This window comes from Burkholderia sp. lig30, from assembly GCF_000687455.2.
GTDB lineage: Bacteria > Pseudomonadota > Gammaproteobacteria > Burkholderiales > Burkholderiaceae > Burkholderia.
Window position 1 is genome coordinate 1 of the sequence record NZ_JGVW01000091.1, and the last position, 17220, is coordinate 17220.

Genomic DNA, 17220 nt, shown 5'->3' on the forward strand with positions numbered 1-17220 from the left:
ATTGCCGGGTTTTTTGTTGGTCCTGCACGCCCGCGGCTCGCATGCCGCGGCGTCGCGATCAAGCCCGCTTGCCGCGGCGATGCTCTTCGAAGAATTCCTCGACGACCTCGATCTCGCGGGTGCGCTTGAACGGCGGCAGGCTCTGCCAGATCCGGCGTCCGTATGGCTTGTCGACGAGCCGCGTGTCGCAGATCATCAGCACGCCACGGTCGGTTTCCGCGCGAATCAGCCGGCCCGCCCCCTGCTTGAGCGTGATCACCGCCTGCGGCAACTGATGCACGGCGAACGGGCTCAGGCCTTTCTTCGCGAGCGCGTCGAGCCGCGCGGCGAGCACCGGATCGTCGGGCGGCGCGAACGGCAGCTTGTCGATCACGACGAGCGACAGCGCGTCGCCACGCACGTCGACACCCTCCCAGAAGCTCTGGCTGCCCACCAGGATCGCGTTGCCGTAAGCACGGAAACGATCGAGCAGTTCCGTGCGACTCGCATCGCCCTGCACGAGCAGCGGCGTGTTCCAGCCGCGCGCGTCGATCACGTCGCGCAGCTTCGCGGCAATCCGGTCGACCGCGCGCAGCGTCGTGCACAGCATGAACACGCCGCCGCCCGACGCCTCGATCGCCGGCAGCGCGGCATCGAACACCGCATCCGTGAACGCGGGCGACGACGGCTGCGGCAGATTGCGCGGCACGTACAGCAGCCCCTGGGTCTGATAGTCGAACGGGCTCGCGAGCGTCATCGAGCGGCGCGAGCTGAGCCCCATCTGCGCGGCGTAGTGCGTGAAATCGCCGCGCACCGACAGCGTCGCGGACGTGAAGATCCACGCGCGCGGCACGCCGGCGCGCTGCTTCGCGAAGATCGGCGCGACCGACAGCGGCGTCTCGTGCAGCTGCACCGTATGCGAGAACACCTCGACCCAGCGCACCTTGCCGTTCGGGTCGCCCGCATCGCCGGCCGGCTTGCCGCCGTCCGCGGGCGACGCGGCCTCCTCGGCGGCGCCCGGCGCCACCCAGCCGGCGAGCAGATCCTGCAGCTCGCGCGCGCGGCGCAGGCACGCGCCGAGCGACTCCGCGCGCTCGGCCTGGCTCGCCAGCGCATCCGCGAGCGCGTCGAGCGCCGCCTCGAGCGCGTCGAGCGCGCCGAACAGCGGGTGATCGTCGCCGAGCTGCGCGAGCGACATGCGCACGATCGTGTCATCCGCAAACGCGAGCCGCACGTCGCGCGCGGCGCGCTCCAGCGCACCGCCGAGCTTGACCCACTCGACCGCGTCGCGCGCGTGGCTCAGGCCTTCCGCGACCGTGTCGCGCGCCAGCTCGAGGATCTGGGTCGTCGACAGCGTCTCGCCGAAGAACAGTGTCGCCGTCTCGGGCAACTGATGCGCCTCGTCGAAGATGATGGTGTTCGCGCTCGGCAGCAACTCGGCCATGCCGGTGTCGCGCAGCATGATGTCCGCGAAGAACAGGTGATGGTTGACGACGACGATGTCGGCCTGCTGCGCCTCGCGGCGCGCCTGCATCACGAAGCATTCCTTGTAGTGCGGGCACTCCTGGCCGAGGCAGTTGTCGCGGGTCGACGTGACCATCGCCCAGACAGGCGCAGTTTCCGGCACGCTCGCCAGTTCCGCCTTGTCGCCGCTCCGCGTGATCTTCGCGAAGCGGACGATTTCCTGCAGATACGCGGTGTCCTGGCGCGACGGCAGCCGGCCGTTGTCCGCGGTGCGCTGCAGGTAGTAATGGCACAGGTAGTTCGCGCGGCCCTTGAGCATCGCGACCGTCACCGGCACCGCGAGCGCGTCGCGCACGGTCGGGATGTCGCGCTGGAACAGCTGGTCCTGCAGGTGCTTGGTGCCGGTCGACACGATCACCTTGCCGCCCCACAGCATCGCGGGCACGAGATACGCGTAGGTCTTGCCGGTTCCGGTACCCGCCTCGACGATCAGCGTGTTGTCGGCGGCATCGTCGTCCGGCTGCGCCGCGTCGCCGGCAGCAGGCTCGGCCGCCGCTTCCGCGTCGTTCTGCAGGCGTCGCGCCGGACGCTTGCGCGTCTGCTCGAACATCTCGGGCTCGGGCATGCGCCGCGTGGACGCTTCCATCGCAGCGGCGACCGCGCGCGCCATCTCGATCTGGGACGCGCGCGGCCGGTAGCCGTCGAGCGCGCGCGCGAGCAATCCGCCATCGCCGAAAATCGCATCCAGTTCGTCGATGCGCTTGCGGCTCGGCAGATACGCGGCTTCGGGCGCGCGACCGCGCCCGGCGGACGCATCGGCGCGCCGGGCATCGGGTGAGGCTTCAAGCGGTGAATTCAAGGCAAGCGATTCCTCTGTCCAGCGCCGGATGCGGCGCCGACGCTTGCCGGGCCGCGCTCAGGCGCGCTTATCGGGTTCCAGCTGCGATTGCAGCATGATGATCTTGTCTTTGGCCAGCAGCTTTTCCTTCTTCAGCCTGTGCAGCGCGAGGTCGTCGATGTCGGAGCGGCCCTCCTTCACCTCGATCTCCCGAGCCAGCTCACGATGGTGCTCCTGCAATGAAGCCAAACGGTTGTGCAATTCCTGCTGCTGGTCCGCGTGACGGTTTTGCATGCTCGCCTCCTCATCGAAACAGCACGCCCGCATCGGCGCCGGCGCGCTTGAGACTGCTTTTCCGGATCAACCTTCCACCACGTTACTGCCCTTGCTGCCGCTGCTGCTCCTTCTGCCGGGCCTTCTCGGCCGCATCCCGCTGCCGCTGCTCCACATCGGCCTTGTGCTGGGCCGCTTCCTGCTGCTTCTGCTCGAAACGCGACGCGTTGCTCGCCCGCTCCTGCGCCTTCTGTGCCGCCTGCTGGTGCGCGTCGTCCAGCTTGCGCTGGAAGTCGGCCTGCTTCTCGTCGTAAGCCTGCCGGTTCGCCGCGCGCTGCGGACCGTCCGTGCCCTGCTGCGCCCGCTTCAGTGCATTCTGCTGCTGCTTGTCGCGGTACGCATCGGCATTCGCCGCTTCGTTCGCCGCGCGCTGCGGCGCCTCAGCCGCATTTTGCGCCTGTTTCAGCGCGAGTTGCTGATCGCGTTGCTGCGCGCGCACCGCGCGCTGCTCGTCGTCGAGCGCCAACTGCTCGTGGCTGATGCGGGCGCGCTCTTCGCGCATGCGATCGCGCGCCTTGCCGAGACAGTAATTAACAAAAAACTTGCCATAGCAGTCGTGCTCGGCCACGGCATAACGATAATCGTTTTCCGCCGTGCGCCGATCGAGCACTTTTTGACGGGCGCCGAAATTCTGGTCGGCGGCAGCGACCGGCGCCGATGCGGCAGCGGCCGACGCCTGGGCATGCGCGCCCGACGGCCCGAAGGACAAAGCCGCGATGAGCGCGACGAGAGAAATGCGGGAGGTTGGCAACGTCGTAGGAAAGCTGCGGGACATGCGTCAAATTCTATCACCCCGCGGATGGACGCTCCGTCATTTGTGGCAAAATGCCCCGCTCCACTCACCCGCGGCGTCCGGCCCGAGGGGCGCGCCGAAAGGCGCCCGGCGGCGGGCGGCGCGATTTCAGCAGGCAGAAGCACATCAACGACATGACGGAAACCGTAGCACTCAAGATCGTACAGCGCATCGCGACCGAACTGACCGTCCAGCCGCGCCAGGTCGCGGCGGCAGTGCAACTTCTCGACGAAGGCGCCACCGTTCCGTTCATCGCCCGCTACCGCAAGGAAGTCACGGGCAACCTGGACGACACGCAGCTGCGCCAGCTCGAAGAGCGTCTTCTGTATCTGCGTGAACTCGAAGAGCGCCGCGCCACGATCCTGTCGAGCATCGACGAGCAAGGCAAGCTGACCGACGAATTGCGCGCCGCGATCGGCGCCGCCGACAGCAAGCAGGTGCTCGAGGATCTTTACCTGCCGTACAAGCCGAAGCGCCGCACCCGCGCGCAGATCGCCCGCGAAGCCGGCCTCGAGCCGCTCGCGCAGGCGCTGCTCGGCAATCCGCTGCTCGACCCGCAGGCCGAGGCCGCCGCCTATGTCGACGCCGAAAAGGGCGTCGCCGACGTGAAGGCCGCGCTCGACGGCGCACGCGACATCCTGTCCGAGCAATTCGGCGAAACGGCCGAGCTGCTCGGCAAGCTGCGCGACTACCTGCACAATCAGGGAGTCGTGTCGTCTGCGGTCGTCGAAGGCAAGGAGAACGAAGAAGGCGAGAAATTCCGCGATTACTACGAGTACGCGGAAACGATCAAGACCGTGCCGTCGCACCGCGCGCTCGCGCTGTTCCGCGGCCGCAACGCCGGCGTGCTGACCATCAAGCTCGGGCTCGGCGAAGAGCTCGACGCGCAGGTGCCGCACCCCGGTGAAGCGATGATCGCACGCCATTTCGGCATCGCGAACCAGAACCGGCCGGCCGACAAGTGGCTGTCCGACGTGTGCCGCTGGTGCTGGCGCGTGAAGGTGCAGCCGCACATCGAGAACGAGCTGCTGACGCAACTGCGCGAAACGGCCGAGCACGAGGCGATCCGCGTGTTCGCGCGCAACCTGACGGACCTGCTGCTCGCGGCGCCGGCCGGCCCGAAGGCCGTGATCGGTCTCGACCCCGGCCTGCGCACCGGCGTGAAGGTCGCGGTCGTCGACCGCACCGGCAAGCTGCTCGCCACCGACACCATCTATCCGCACGAGCCGCGCCGCGACTGGGACGGCTCGCTCGCGAAGCTCGCCCGCATCGCCGCGCAGACGCAGGCCGAGCTGATCAGCATCGGCAACGGCACCGCGTCGCGCGAGACCGACAAGCTCTCGAGCGAGCTGATCGCGAAGCATCCCGAGCTGCAACTGCAGAAGATCGTCGTGTCGGAGGCCGGCGCGTCGGTGTACTCGGCGTCCGAACTCGCAGCGAAGGAATTTCCGGAGCTCGACGTCACGCTGCGCGGCGCCGTGTCGATCGCGCGCCGCCTGCAGGACCCACTCGCCGAGCTCGTCAAGATCGAGCCGAAGGCGATCGGCGTCGGCCAGTATCAGCACGACGTGAACCAGCGCGAACTCGCCCGTTCGCTCGACGCGGTCGTCGAGGATTGCGTGAACGCGGTCGGCGTCGACGCCAACACCGCGTCGGTGGCGCTGCTCGCGCGCGTGTCGGGCCTGAACGCGACGCTCGCGCGCAACATCGTCGATTACCGTGACGCGAACGGCCCGTTCCCGTCGCGCGACCATCTGCGCAAGGTGCCGCGCCTCGGCGACAAGACCTTCGAGCAGGCGGCCGGCTTCCTGCGCATCAACGGCGGCGAGAATCCGCTCGACCGCTCGTCGGTGCACCCGGAGGCGTATCCGGTCGTCGAGCGGATCCTCGCGAAGATCAGCAAGCGCATCGACGACGTGCTCGGCAACCGCGACGCGCTCTCGGGCCTGTCGCCGGCCGAGTTCGTCGACGAGCGGTTCGGCCTGCCGACCGTGCGCGACATTCTCGCCGAACTCGAAAAGCCGGGTCGCGACCCGCGCCCGGAATTCAAGACCGCGACGTTCCGCGAAGGTGTCGAGAAGGTCTCGGACCTGGTGCCGGGCATGATCCTCGAAGGCGTGGTGACCAACGTGGCGGCATTCGGCGCGTTCGTCGACGTCGGCGTCCATCAGGACGGCCTCGTCCACGTGTCCGCGATGTCGACGAAGTTCATCAAGGACCCGCACGAAGTCGTGAAGGCCGGCCAGGTGGTCAAGGTCAAGGTGCTCGAGGTCGACGTCAAGCGCCAGCGCATCTCCCTGACGATGCGTCTCGACGACGATGCGGCCCCGGGTGGCACGGCCGCGCGAGGCGGCCAGCAGGATCGCGGCGGCGCGAGCCGCGGGCAGGCTCGTCCGGCCGGCCGCTCGCGCGAGCCGGAGCCGGGCGGCGCAATGGCCGCGGCGTTCGCGAAGCTCAAGCAGCGCTGATCGCGCGCCACAGGCGATAAAAAAGCCCGCAGTTGAAAAACTGCGGGCTTTTTTTGTTCCTTCTTCACGAGCCGGCGTGAAGCATCGCGCTCATGCCGGCTTGCCGGCGGCGGCCCGCGATGCGTCGCGTGCCGCCGCCCGCTCAGATCTCGATCTTCGTGCCGAGCTCGACGACGCGGTTGGCCGGAATCGCGAAGAAGTCGGTCGGCTTCGCCGCGTTCTGATGCATCCACGCGAACACCCGCTCGCGCCAGATCGACATGCCGGGCAGTTGCGTCGGCACGACCGTCTCGCGCGCGAGGAAGAACGACGTGTCCATCAACTCGAAGGTCATCGCATGGGTACGGCCGAATTCCTCCAGCACGGCCTTCACGTCCGGCGTTTCGTTGAAGCCGTACTCGGCCTTGACGAGGTAAAGGCCGCCGCCGACGTCGCGCACGGTCAGCCGCTGGTCGTCCCGCACATACGGAATGTCGCGCGTCACGAACGTCAGGAAGACCGTGCGCTCGTGCAGCACCTTGTTGTGCTTCAGGTTGTGCAGGAGGCTCACCGGCACGAGCGTGTCGTTGCCGGTCAGGTAGATCGCGGTGCCCGACACGCGGTGCGGCGGGTGCGCGAGCAGCCCCTGCAGGAACGGTTCGAGCGGGATGCCGTCGGCGGCCGTACGTTCCTTGACGATCTGCCGCCCCTTGTACCAGGTCAACAGCAGGAAGAACAGCAGCGCGCCGATGCCGAGCGGCAGCCAGCCGCCCTGCGCGACCTTCAGCAGGTTGGCGCCGAAGAAGCCCAGGTCGATCGCCATGAACACGGCGATGATCATGCCGACGAGCAAGCGGTTCCAGTTCCACACCTTGACCATCACGACGCACGCGAGCACGGTCGTGATCACCATCGTCGCCGTCACCGCGATGCCGTACGCGGCCGCGAGGCTGTCCGAGGTCTTGAAGCCGATCACGATGCACAGAATCACGAACAGCAGCAGCCAGTTCACGACGGGCACGTAGATCTGGCCGATCGCGAGTTCCGACGTGTGCAGGACCTTCATGCGCGGCACGTAGCCGAGCTGGATCGCCTGCGCCGTCAGCGAATATGCGCCGGAGATCACCGCTTGCGATGCGATCACGGTCGCCACCGTCGCCAGCACGACGAGCGGCAGCAGCGCCCACTGCGGCGCGAGCAGGAAGAACGGGTTCTCGATCGCCTGGGGATTCCGGATCAGGAGCGCGCCCTGCCCGAAGTAGTTGAGCACGAGCGACGGCATCACGAGCACGTAGGCCGCGAGGCGGATCGGGCGGGCGCCGAAGTGACCCATGTCGGCGTACAGCGCCTCCGCGCCCGTCAGCACCAGCACGACCGAGCCGAGCACGACGTACGCCTGCAGCAGGTGCGCGGACATGAACGACACCGCGTAATACGGATTCACTGCCGCGATGATGCCGGGCTCGCGTGCGATGTGATACACGCCGAGCACCGCGATCACGACGAACCACAGCACCATGATCGGGCCGAACAGCTTGCCGACCGTGGCCGTGCCGTGGCGCTGGATCCAGAACAGCGCGATCAGGATCACGATCGTGATCGGCAACACGAGATGGGACAGATGCGGCGTCGCGATCTCGAGACCTTCGACCGCCGACATCACGGAGATCGCGGGCGTGATCACCGCGTCGCCATAGAACATGCACGCGCCGAAGATCCCGAGCGCCATCAGCGCGCCCGCCGTGCGCGTCTTCGGATTGAGCGGCCGCAGCGACATCGCCATCAGCGCGAGCACGCCGCCCTCGCCGTTGTTGTCCGCGCGCATCACGAACAGCAGGTACTTGATGCCGACCACCATCACGATCGCCCAGAACAGCAGCGAGATGACGCCGAGGATCGAGCCTTGCGTGAGCGGAATGCCGTGAGCGGGGCTGAATGCCTCCTTGAGCGAATACAGCGGGCTCGTGCCGATGTCGCCGAACACCACGCCGATTGCAGCGATCGCAAGTGCCTGCAGCGAGTGTTGTTGCGCGGGCGAGTGAAGGGCCTGGGGCGCGTCGGACGCGTGGGTCATGTCGTTCATATGAAACGTAATAATCCGGGACGGAGTCGGACAAAACGAGCGCTATTCTACCCGGCCCCGCGAAAAACACCGCCTCCTGCTGTTGCCGCGAGGCCACGAGAGATGGCCGCGCGTGTTGGCGGCGTGTTGCCAAGCGTCTCGTGCCGGGTCGCCATCATAGCCCCGGCGGCGGCGCCTGCCTACCTGTTTGCGCGCCGCGCCAAAGAAAACGGCGCCGCAAGCGGCGCCGTGAAAGCTGCGATCGATACCCCGGAACGCTTACGCGCCCGCGCCTTCGCGCTGCGCATGGCCGCGCTTGATCCACGCCTCGAGGTTGTGCGGCCGAACCGTGTCCCACTCCTCGAACGGTTGGTGAATCCACGGATTCGTCGGCAGATACTGCACGTGATAGTCAGGCTTCACCTTCGAGCAGCCCTTGTACCAGAGCACCGCCGAGCGCACCGCCGCGACGGACGGATAGCGCTCCTTCAGATGCTCCTGCACGCGCGCAAGCGTGACGCCCGAATCGACCAGATCGTCGACCAGCAGCACGTTGCCGCCCAGCTGGCCGCGCGTCACGGTGATGTACTGCGCGATGTCGAGGTCGCCCTGTTCCCGCCCGGCCGCTTCGCGGTACGAGCTCGTTGCGAGGATCGCCAGCGGCACGTCGTAGATGCGCGACAGCTGGTCGCCGACACGCAGGCCGCCGCGCGCGAGGCACAGGATCTGGTCGAACTTCCAGCCCGACTCATGCACCTGCAGCGCGAGCAACTCGATGAGACGGTGATACTCGTCCCAGCGCACCCACAGGTTCATGTCGTCGTTGCGCGGATCGGACATCACGATCGGCGCCGTGTTGTTCTGCGTCATCGTTCGTTACACCTTGAACGGATGGCGCAGCAGGATCGTCTCGTCGCGGTCCGGGCCGGTGGACACCATGTCGACCGGCACGCCGGCGACTTCCTGCACGCGGGTCAGGTAGGCGCGGGCGTTGGCCGGCAGCGCGTCCCACGAGTTGATGCCGACGGTGCTTTCCTTCCAGCCGGCGAACGTCTCGTAGACCGGCTCGCAACGCGCGACTTCAGCCGCGCCACGCGGCAGGATGTCCGCATCCTTGCCGTCGATCTTGTAGCCGACGCACAGCTTCACTTCGTCGAGGCCGTCGAGCACGTCGAGCTTCGTCATGCACAGGCCCGACACGCCGTTGATCTGGATCGAACGGCGCAGCGCAGCCGCGTCGAGCCAGCCGGTGCGGCGCGGACGGCCGGTGACCGAGCCGAATTCCTTGCCGACGTTGGCCAGCGTGATGCCGATCTGGTCCTGGCGCTTCGGGTTGTCGGCGTCGTACAGCTCGCTCGGGAACGGGCCCGAGCCGACGCGCGTGCAGTACGCCTTCGTGATGCCGAGGATGTAGTTGAGCTTCTGCGGACCGACGCCCGCGCCTGCCGCAGCCGCGCCCGCGACGCAGTTGCTCGACGTGACGAACGGATAGGTGCCGTGGTCGATGTCGAGCAGCGTGCCTTGCGCGCCTTCGAACAGCAGGTTCTGGCCGGCGTTGTTCGCGTCGTACAGGCGGCGCGACACGTCGGCCACCATCGGCTTGAGACGGTCGGCGTAGCCGAGCATCGTGTCGAGCGTCGCCTGGAAATCGACCGCCGCGCCGCCCAGGTACTGGGTCAGCACGAAGTTGTGGAAGTCGAGGTTCTCGCGCAGGCGGTCTGCGAAGGTCTTCGCGTCGAACAGGTCCTGCACGCGCAGCGCGCGGCGGCCGACCTTGTCCTCGTACGCCGGACCGATGCCGCGGCCCGTCGTGCCGATCTTGCCCGCGCCCTTGCGCGCTTCGCGCGCCTGGTCGATCGCGATGTGGTACGGCAGGATCAGCGTGGTCGCTTCGGAAATGAACAGACGCTCCCGCACGTTCAGGCCGGCGTCTTCGAGCTCGCCGATTTCCTTGAACAGCGCTTCGGGGGACAGGACAACGCCGTTGCCGATGTAGCACGCGACGCCATCACGCATGATGCCCGACGGGATGAGGCGCAAGATGGTCTTCTTGCCGCCGATGATGAGGGTGTGGCCTGCGTTGTGGCCGCCCTGGAAACGCACGACGCCCTGAGCGTGGTCCGTCAGCCAGTCGACGATCTTGCCCTTGCCTTCATCACCCCATTGAGTCCCCACGACGACGACATTGCGCCCGGGAGTCACATTCACTGCGCTGGCAGACATGTTGATTCGTTAGCTGGTTAAAAACGTATTCTACCTATGTTCGCGGCCGGTTCCGAACTTTTCCGTTTCGCGTCAACGATATGGAACGCTGGAACGCGGCCGGCGGACGCCATTTAGCGGGGTTCGACCACCCACGCGCCGCCCCGCTCGACGAGCGAGCGGTCGCAGGCAAACTCGTCGAGCACATGGTCGTGCCCCGGGAGCGCCTGGATCACCACCTCGCCCGCATCGCGCAGCGCGGCAACGGCCGCACGCAGCGCGTCGTCCTGCTTCCACGGCGCGAGGATCGCGGTGCCGCGCGCCTCGACGGGCGAGATCCGGGCGATTTCACGCAGATCGAGCGAGAAGCCGGTCGCCGGCCGCGCACGGCCGTACGCCTGCCCGACGTGGTCGTAGCGGCCGCCTCGCGCGACCGCGTTCGGCACGCCGTCGACATAGGCGGAGAACATTGCGCCGCTGTGATACGCATAGCCGCGCAGGTCGGCCAGGTCGATCGCCACTTCGGCGTCCCTGACCTGTGCCGCCAGCTGCGCGAGATCGTCGAGCGCGCGCGTGATCTCGGGCAGCGCGGGCAGTCGCACGCGCGCCTCGTCGAGCACGCTCGCGTCGCCGTACAGGTGCGGCAGCGCACGCAGCGCGGCGCGCGTATCGGCGCCGAGATCGTCGGTGATTTCGTTCAGCAGCGGCACGTCCTTGCCCGCGAGCGCGTCATAGAGCGCTTCGCCGCGCTCGGCGGCGCGCGCGTCGCGCGCGAACAGTGCCGACAGCACGCCCGCGTGGCAGAGGTCGAGGCGAATCTTCGACAGGCCGGCGAGGCGCAGCGCGTCGAGCATCAGCTGCTGGACTTCGAGATCGGCCTCGAGGCCCGCGTGACCGTAGATCTCCGCGCCGATCTGGATCTGCTCGCGGGTCGCGTGCAGGCCGCGCGGCCGCGTATGCAGCACGTTGCCCGCATAGCAGAGGCGCGTCACGCCCTGCCGGTTCAACAGGTGCGCGTCGATGCGCGCGACCTGCGGCGTGATGTCGGCGCGCAGGCCGAGCGTGCGGCCCGACAGCTGATCGACCAGCTTGAAGGTGCGAAGGCGCAGATCGTTGCCGCCGCTCGTCAGCAGCGACTCGAGATACTCGAGCAACGGCGGCATCACCATTTCGTAGCCGTACGAACGGAAGCGGTCGAGCAGTCTGCGGCGCAGCTCCTCGATCTTGCGCGCTTCCGACGGCAATACGTCGGCGATATTCTCGGGAAGTAACCAGGTCGACATCGGTGGTGTCCTACGACGGGAAACATGGCGCGCAGACGCGCACCGCGAATTGAATCTGAATCAGGTTGAGGCGAGCGGCCGGGTGCGCCGCGCGCATCAGGTGGCGAGCATCAGCAATGCGAGCCCGATCGCCATCACGATCAGGCCGCCGATCCGGATATGATGCGGCGGCCGCTCTGCTATTTTACGAAACGTGTCGCGCCAGGCGACGGGAAACACGAAGGGGAAGATCCCCTCGATGATCAGCATCAGTGCAAATGCGAGCAACAACGAACCAGCCAGATCCATGCGATCGACGGCGCCGCGCGGACGCGGCGCCCCTAGGTGTCAGTGTTTGCGGGGAGCGGCGGCCGGTGCGGCCCCGCCCGTCGGGCTGCGCATGAAGCGGAAGAACTCGCTGTCGGGATCGACGACGATGATGTCGTTGCGCTTGAAGGTGTTCCGATAGGCCTGCAGGCTCGCGTAGAACTGATAGAACTGCGGATCGCGGCCGAACGCGTCGGCGGCGATCATGGCCGCCTTCCCGTCGCCCTCGCCCTTGATCGTCTGCGCGGTCTTGTAGGCGTTCGCCAGCACGGCCTGCTGCTCGCGGTCCGCGTCAGCCTTGATCCGCTCGACCTCCTCGTCGCCTTCGGCCCGTACCTGCCCGGCCTGGCCGTGGAGCGCGGCGATCATCCGCTGATACACGCCGTCGGCCTGCGCCGCGGGCAGATCGACCCGCGTGAGCTGGACATCGACGACGTCCACGCCGAAACCGGCCGCGGGCGCCGCCAGTGCGCTGCGGGCGTCGTCGGCGATCGCGCGCTGCCCGCCGATCGCATCGTCGATCGCGCGCTTGCCGATCGCGTCGCCGAGCGCGCCCTTCAGCGCGGCGCCGAGCCGGGTGGCCGCGCCGGCGGAGTCCCCGCCCGTCTCGCGGAAATACTTCACCGGATCGGCGATCCGGTACTTGACCGCATAGGCGACCAGCAGGTCGTGCTTGTCCTGCGTCGCATACTGCTGCGACTCGGCGGAATCGAGCGATTGCAGGCGCGTGTCGATCAGCGTGGCCGTCTGCAGCGGCGGCGGCAGCTTGAAATGGACGCCAGCGCCGACGAGCGCCGGCGCCGCGCCGTCGCGGCCCGTCAACACGGCGACATGGCGCGGATCGACCGTCAGGACGGTCGACGATGCCGCGAAGGCAACGACGACGATTGCGACGACGAGCGCAATGATTCGGTTCATGACATGCGCTCCCGTTACTGAAGATCGTCTTCGCGCGACCGGCTGCGGAACGCTTCACGCGAACGCACCGAATCGCCGCCGGAGGCCGGCGCGGCCGCTGCCGCGCTAGCCGGCGCACTGGCGGCCGGCGCAGCGGGCGCACCCGCCGCCGATGCGCCCGACGGCGCCGCGGCACCCTGGCGCCCCTGCTCGATGAGCTTGTCGAGCGGCAGATACAGCAGGCTGTTGCCGCCCTTGTTGCCGGTATAGATCTTCGTCGAATTCGAATAGATTTCCTGCATGGTCTCCAGGTACATCCGTTCGCGGATCACCGCCGGCGCCTTCGAATACTGCGCGTAGACCTGCTTGAAGCGCTCGGCGTCGCCTTCGGCCTGCGTGACGACCCGATCGGAATAAACCTTTGCCTCGTCGATCATCCGCGCGGCATCGCCCTGCGCCTTCGGCAGCAAGTCGTTCGCATAGGCCTGTGCGTTGCGCTTCGCCGCCTCGCGCGCGTCACGCGCCTTCGCGACTTCGCCGTACGCGGCCTGCGTCTGCTCGGGCGCCGCGACGCTTTGCATCGTCACGCCGGTCGCTTCGAGACCCGTCTGGTAGCGGTCGAGATCCCGCTGGATCGCCGTGCTCAGCTGCTGCCGCAGCGCGTCGCGATCCTGGCTCAGGACGTCCGTCGCGCTGCGCGTGCCGACGATCGTGCGCACGGCCGCCTGCGCGGCCTGCAGCAGGCTGTGCTCGGGATCGGCGGAGCGGAACAGGTAGTCGGCCGCGGAACGGATGCGGTACTGAACGGTGAAGCGCACGTCGACGATGTCCGCATCGCGCGTGAGCATCGACGTCTCCTTGACGTTCGCGAGCTGCACGACGTTGCTGCGGCCGACGTCGATCGAGCGGATCGACGACGTGTCGACGGTTTCCTGCGCGCCGAACGGATACGGCGGCCGCCAGTGCACGCCGGGGCCTACGGTGCCCGCATACTGGCCGAGCCGCATCACGACGCCGGTCTGGCCTTCCTGCACGACGAACAGCCCGCTGCCGGCATACACGGCAACGAGCACACCGATCACGATGCCGACGCCAACGCGTGCAGCGCGCCCGTTGTCCGGACGAAAGCCGTTGCCGCCCTTGTTGCCGAACAGGCCGTTCAGGCGCTGGTTGAAATTCCGCCACATTTCGTCGAGATCGGGCGGACCATCGCCGTCACCGCCTTGCGGGCGCTTCGATTCGTTGGCGCGGGGCTTCGGCCCGCCGTTGCCTTCGCCACGGCCCCAGCGGGGGTCGTTGATCGACAGCAGGGCGCGCATTCGCTGCCAGGTACTCCGCTCGTTGTATTCGTTCACCAGAGTTTGTTCACCAGATTAGACGCCGGCTAACCGGCCGGGACCGGTTAGCGCCCCTGTTCGGAAATCGTGTGGTCTTCGTGTATTTCTGCCGGCACGCCGTCGAGCGGCATTGCGCCGGAAAGATGTTCCGCGGTCGCGATCTCGGCAATGGCAGCGCGCAGCGCGTCCAGACCCTGACCAGTGCGCGCGCTCAAAAAGACGCGCGAAATATTACCATACTCGTCCCGCTCGACCGCGTCGCCCCGGGCCGCCAGCTCGGGCACGGCGTCGATCTTGTTGAACACCAGCACCTGCCGGATCGTGTCCGCGCCGATCTCGTGCAGCACGCCGTTGACCTGCTCGATCTGCTCGAGACGCACCGCGCTCGACGCGTCGACGACGTGCAGCAGCAGATCCGCGTGGATCGTTTCCTCGAGGGTCGCGCGAAACGCCGCGACCAGCTGGTGCGGCAGCTCCCGGATAAAGCCGACCGTGTCGGACACGACGATCTGCCCGACGTCGCCGCCGAGATAGACGCGCCGCGACGTTGTGTCGAGCGTCGCGAACAGCTGGTCAGCCGCATACGCCTGCGCTTTCGTCAGCGCATTGAAGAGCGTCGACTTGCCGGCGTTCGTGTAGCCGACGAGCGACACCGACATCGTGCCGCTGCGCGCGCGCTGGCGGCGCTGCGTGCTGTGCTGCCGGCGCAGCCTGTCGAGCCGGGACTTCAGCATCTTGATGCGCTCGCCGATCAGGCGGCGGTCGGTTTCGAGCTGGGTTTCGCCGGGGCCGCGCAGGCCGATACCGCCCTTTTGCCGCTCAAGGTGGGTCCATGCGCGGATCAGGCGGGTCGACAGGTATTGCAGCTGCGCGAGCTCGACCTGCAGCTTGCCTTCGTGGCTGCGCGCGCGCTGCGCGAAGATGTCGAGGATCAGGCTGGTGCGATCGACCACCCGCCGGTCCAGCGCGCGCTCCAGGTTCCGTTGCTGGGCGGGCGCGAGCGCGTGATTGAAGATGACGATTTCGACGTCGTTGGCTTCACAGGCCAGCCGCAGTTCTTCGGCTTTGCCGCTGCCGACGAACATCGCGGCATCGGGACTGGACCGGCGGCCGGTCAGGGTAACGGCGGGATGCGCACCCGCACTGGATGCGAGAAGGCTGAGTTCTTCGAGACTGGCTTCGAAATCGGTCTTGCCGAAGTCGATGCCGACGAGCGCGGCGTTGATCAAATTGTCGGATATCAAGATATGACGGCTGGCATCGGTCGCACGCGGCGACCGATGCCAGCCGCGGCGATGGGGTTAGGACGCAGATTCGGCATCCGGGTGGAAATTCACCGGGCGCGCCGGCACGACCGTCGAGATGGCGTGCTTGTACACCATCTGGGTCACCGTATTCCGGAGCAACACGACGTACTGGTCGAACGATTCAATGTTCCCTTGGAGCTTGATGCCGTTGACGAGGTAGATCGAAACCGGAACGTGCTCCTTGCGCAGTGCGTTCAAAAACGGGTCTTGTAACAATTGCCCTTTGTTGCTCATGGCGTACTCCATCTTGTTTTGCAGGTTGATCTGGATTGGCGGCGAAGAAAAAGAGATCCGCCGCCAATCGCTACACTATAGCCGATTTTGCCCGCCACGCCCGGGCACCGGCCATTCGGCCGACCCCTTGCCTGGCGCGCCCGGCGAACGCGTATAGCGGACGTTCGCTCAGCTCTTGTCCGCCGTATACGGGTTGGTCGACGAGCGGAACTCTATGCGCAATGGAGTGCCCGTCAGGGAGAAAGTTTCCCGGAAACGGTTTTCCAGATAGCGCTTGTATGTCTCGGTCACCGCATCGAGCGCGTTGCCGTGGATGACGATGATCGGCGGATTCTGGCCGCCCTGGTGTGCGTAGCGCAGCTTCGGACGCACCGGCCCGCGGCGGCGCGGCTGCTGGAACTCGACCGCTTCGATCAGCGCGCGCGTGAGCTTCGGCGTCGGCAGCTTCTTCATCGCGGCCGCGTACGCGTCGTCGACCGAGCGCATCAGCGCGCCGATGCCGGTCTTTTCCGCAGCGGAAATGAAATGGAACTTCGCGAATTCGAGGAATTTCAGCTTGCGCGTCAAATCCGCCTTGGTGCGCTCGCGCACGTGCGAATCGAGGCCATCCCACTTGTTGACGCCGACGACGAGCGCCCGGCCCTGCTCGACGACGAAGCCGGCGATGTGCGCGTCCTGGTCGGAGATGTCCTGTTGCGCATCCAGCAGAAGAATCACGACGTTCGCGTCGGCAATCGACTGCAGCGTCTTCACCACCGAGAATTTCTCGATCGCCTCGAACACCTTGCCACGGCGGCGCAGGCCTGCCGTGTCGATCAGCGTGTAGTGCTTGCCGTTGCGCTCGAAATCGACGTAGATCGAGTCGCGCGTCGTGCCCGGCATGTCGAACGCGATCACCCGGTCCTCGCCGATCAGCGTGTTGACGAGCGTCGACTTGCCGACGTTCGGCCGGCCGACGATCGCGATCTTGATGCCGCGCGACGCGTCATCCTCTTCGCTTTCTTCCGGCTGGCCCGCGTACGCGACGCCGAGCGCCTCGTTGATCATGTCGGTCACGCCGTCGCCGTGCGCGGCCGAGATCGCGCGCGGATCGCCGAGCCCGAGCTCGTAGAAATCGGACGCGACCGCCGTGTATTTCATCCCCTCGGCCTTGTTGACGACGAGGAAGATCGGCCGGCCGGTCTTGCGCAGGTAGTCGGCGATCGACTTGTCCTGCGGCGCGAGGCCGTTGCGGCCGTCGACGATGAACACGACGACGTCGGCCTCCTCGACCGCCTGGCGCGTCTGCCGCGCCATCTCGTGGAGGATGCCGTCCTTCGCGACCGGCTCGAAGCCGCCCGTATCGACGACGAGGTACGGGCGTTCCCCGACTCGCCCCTCGCCATAGTGGCGATCGCGCGTCAGGCCGGGCAAGTCGGCCACCAGCGCATCGCGCGAACGCGTGAGCCGGTTGAACAGCGTGGATTTCCCCACATTGGGGCGCCCAACGAGGGCAATGACCGGTTTCATCTGATCTTGTCTACTGTGAAGCGCAGCAGCGGGAGGCCCGCTGCTGCGGGCGGCTGCGCTGAATGGAAATTATCACGAATTCGCGCCGCGGCGGATGCGCGCGCCTGGCGCGCGGTGCGCGCCGTCTGTCTTTCGTCTCGAACTGCGTTGCAAATACCGAGCGGCCGGGGACACCGGCCGCCTTTGTTTCGTGCGCCGGCACGGCTTGCGGCCGGTTTTCCGGCCGCGC

The 17220-nt window shown here is 67.1% G+C and carries 14 protein-coding genes; 1 reads left to right on the forward strand and 13 read right to left on the reverse strand.

Annotated elements, in window-relative coordinates; genetic code table 11:
* Nucleotides 1-58 precede the first annotated feature (58 nt).
* The 3 genes from LIG30_RS18165 to LIG30_RS18175 form a co-directional block, all read right to left on the reverse strand.
* Nucleotides 59-2302 (reverse strand): ATP-dependent DNA helicase, encoded by a 2244-nt coding sequence (locus tag LIG30_RS18165; protein WP_038714170.1) that lies wholly within the window; start codon nucleotides 2300-2302, stop codon nucleotides 59-61.
* Nucleotides 2303-2359: 57 nt separating this feature from the next.
* A complete protein-coding gene (locus LIG30_RS18170; RefSeq protein ID WP_038714173.1) occupies nucleotides 2360-2575 on the reverse strand; it encodes a YdcH family protein in 216 nt (71 codons plus the stop codon).
* A gap of 82 nt (nucleotides 2576-2657) precedes the next feature.
* Nucleotides 2658-3389 (reverse strand): hypothetical protein, encoded by a 732-nt coding sequence (locus LIG30_RS18175; protein WP_038714174.1) that lies wholly within the window; start codon nucleotides 3387-3389, stop codon nucleotides 2658-2660.
* A 152-nt stretch (nucleotides 3390-3541) separates the two neighbouring features.
* On the opposite strand from LIG30_RS18175, the gene LIG30_RS18180 reads away from it, so the two are divergent.
* Nucleotides 3542-5875 (forward strand): Tex family protein, encoded by a 2334-nt coding sequence (locus LIG30_RS18180; protein WP_038714176.1) that lies wholly within the window; start codon nucleotides 3542-3544, stop codon nucleotides 5873-5875.
* Nucleotides 5876-6017: 142 nt separating this feature from the next.
* Here LIG30_RS18180 and LIG30_RS18185 read toward each other — a convergent pair whose 3' ends face one another.
* The 10 genes from LIG30_RS18185 to der all read right to left on the reverse strand — a co-directional run bounded on the left by LIG30_RS18185 (nucleotide 6018) and on the right by der (nucleotide 16991).
* The gene (locus LIG30_RS18185) at nucleotides 6018-7937 is read right to left on the reverse strand and encodes a potassium transporter Kup (RefSeq protein ID WP_038714178.1); all 1920 of its coding nucleotides are present in this window, start codon (nucleotides 7935-7937) and stop codon (nucleotides 6018-6020) included.
* 258 nt (nucleotides 7938-8195) lie between these two features.
* On the reverse strand, nucleotides 8196-8786 hold the full coding sequence (locus LIG30_RS18190) for a phosphoribosyltransferase (protein ID WP_038714179.1): 591 nt from the start codon (nucleotides 8784-8786) through the stop codon (nucleotides 8196-8198).
* Nucleotides 8787-8792: 6 nt separating this feature from the next.
* Nucleotides 8793-10139, reverse strand: a complete 1347-nt coding sequence (locus tag LIG30_RS18195) for an adenylosuccinate synthase (RefSeq protein WP_038714180.1) — start codon at nucleotides 10137-10139, stop codon at nucleotides 8793-8795.
* Between the two features lie 113 nt (nucleotides 10140-10252).
* Nucleotides 10253-11401, reverse strand: coding sequence for an ATP phosphoribosyltransferase regulatory subunit (locus LIG30_RS18200; protein ID WP_038714182.1), 1149 nt, complete (start codon nucleotides 11399-11401; stop codon nucleotides 10253-10255).
* Nucleotides 11402-11497: 96 nt separating this feature from the next.
* A complete protein-coding gene (locus LIG30_RS18205) occupies nucleotides 11498-11689 on the reverse strand; it encodes a DUF2065 domain-containing protein (RefSeq protein WP_038714183.1) in 192 nt (63 codons plus the stop codon).
* Between the two features lie 39 nt (nucleotides 11690-11728).
* Nucleotides 11729-12625: a protease modulator HflC gene (gene hflC / locus LIG30_RS18210; RefSeq protein WP_038714184.1), complete on the reverse strand. Its 897-nt coding sequence runs from the start codon at nucleotides 12623-12625 to the stop codon at nucleotides 11729-11731.
* A gap of 14 nt (nucleotides 12626-12639) precedes the next feature.
* A complete protein-coding gene (gene hflK / locus LIG30_RS18215) occupies nucleotides 12640-13959 on the reverse strand; it encodes an FtsH protease activity modulator HflK (RefSeq protein WP_038714185.1) in 1320 nt (439 codons plus the stop codon).
* Between the two features lie 47 nt (nucleotides 13960-14006).
* Nucleotides 14007-15170, reverse strand: coding sequence for a GTPase HflX (gene hflX, locus LIG30_RS18220; RefSeq protein WP_038714187.1), 1164 nt, complete (start codon nucleotides 15168-15170; stop codon nucleotides 14007-14009).
* Between the two features lie 72 nt (nucleotides 15171-15242).
* Nucleotides 15243-15482 carry an RNA chaperone Hfq gene (gene hfq, locus LIG30_RS18225; RefSeq protein WP_038714217.1) on the reverse strand — a complete coding sequence of 80 codons (240 nt, stop codon included), beginning with the start codon at nucleotides 15480-15482 and terminating at the stop codon, nucleotides 15243-15245.
* A gap of 168 nt (nucleotides 15483-15650) precedes the next feature.
* Nucleotides 15651-16991 (reverse strand): ribosome biogenesis GTPase Der, encoded by a 1341-nt coding sequence (der, locus tag LIG30_RS18230; RefSeq protein ID WP_038714188.1) that lies wholly within the window; start codon nucleotides 16989-16991, stop codon nucleotides 15651-15653.
* Nucleotides 16992-17220: the final 229 nt, after the last annotated feature.

Bases quoted from the DNA above. Each gene is read 5' to 3' on its own strand.
- LIG30_RS18170 (WP_038714173.1), bottom strand. From the start codon at position 2,575: ATGCAAAACCGTCACGCGGACCAGCAGCAGGAATTGCACAACCGTTTG.
- LIG30_RS18175 (WP_038714174.1), bottom strand. From the start codon at position 3,389: ATGTCCCGCAGCTTTCCTACGACGTTGCCAACCTCCCGCATTTCTCTC.
- LIG30_RS18180 (WP_038714176.1), top strand. From the start codon at position 3,542: ATGACGGAAACCGTAGCACTCAAGATCGTACAGCGCATCGCGACCGAA.
- LIG30_RS18185 (WP_038714178.1), bottom strand. From the start codon at position 7,937: ATGAACGACATGACCCACGCGTCCGACGCGCCCCAGGCCCTTCACTCG.
- LIG30_RS18190 (WP_038714179.1), bottom strand. From the start codon at position 8,786: ATGACGCAGAACAACACGGCGCCGATCGTGATGTCCGATCCGCGCAAC.
- LIG30_RS18195 (WP_038714180.1), bottom strand. From the start codon at position 10,139: ATGTCTGCCAGCGCAGTGAATGTGACTCCCGGGCGCAATGTCGTCGTC.
- LIG30_RS18200 (WP_038714182.1), bottom strand. From the start codon at position 11,401: ATGTCGACCTGGTTACTTCCCGAGAATATCGCCGACGTATTGCCGTCG.
- LIG30_RS18205 (WP_038714183.1), bottom strand. From the start codon at position 11,689: ATGGATCTGGCTGGTTCGTTGTTGCTCGCATTTGCACTGATGCTGATC.
- hflC (WP_038714184.1), bottom strand. From the start codon at position 12,625: ATGAACCGAATCATTGCGCTCGTCGTCGCAATCGTCGTCGTTGCCTTC.
- hfq (WP_038714217.1), bottom strand. From the start codon at position 15,482: ATGAGCAACAAAGGGCAATTGTTACAAGACCCGTTTTTGAACGCACTG.
- der (WP_038714188.1), bottom strand. From the start codon at position 16,991: ATGAAACCGGTCATTGCCCTCGTTGGGCGCCCCAATGTGGGGAAATCC.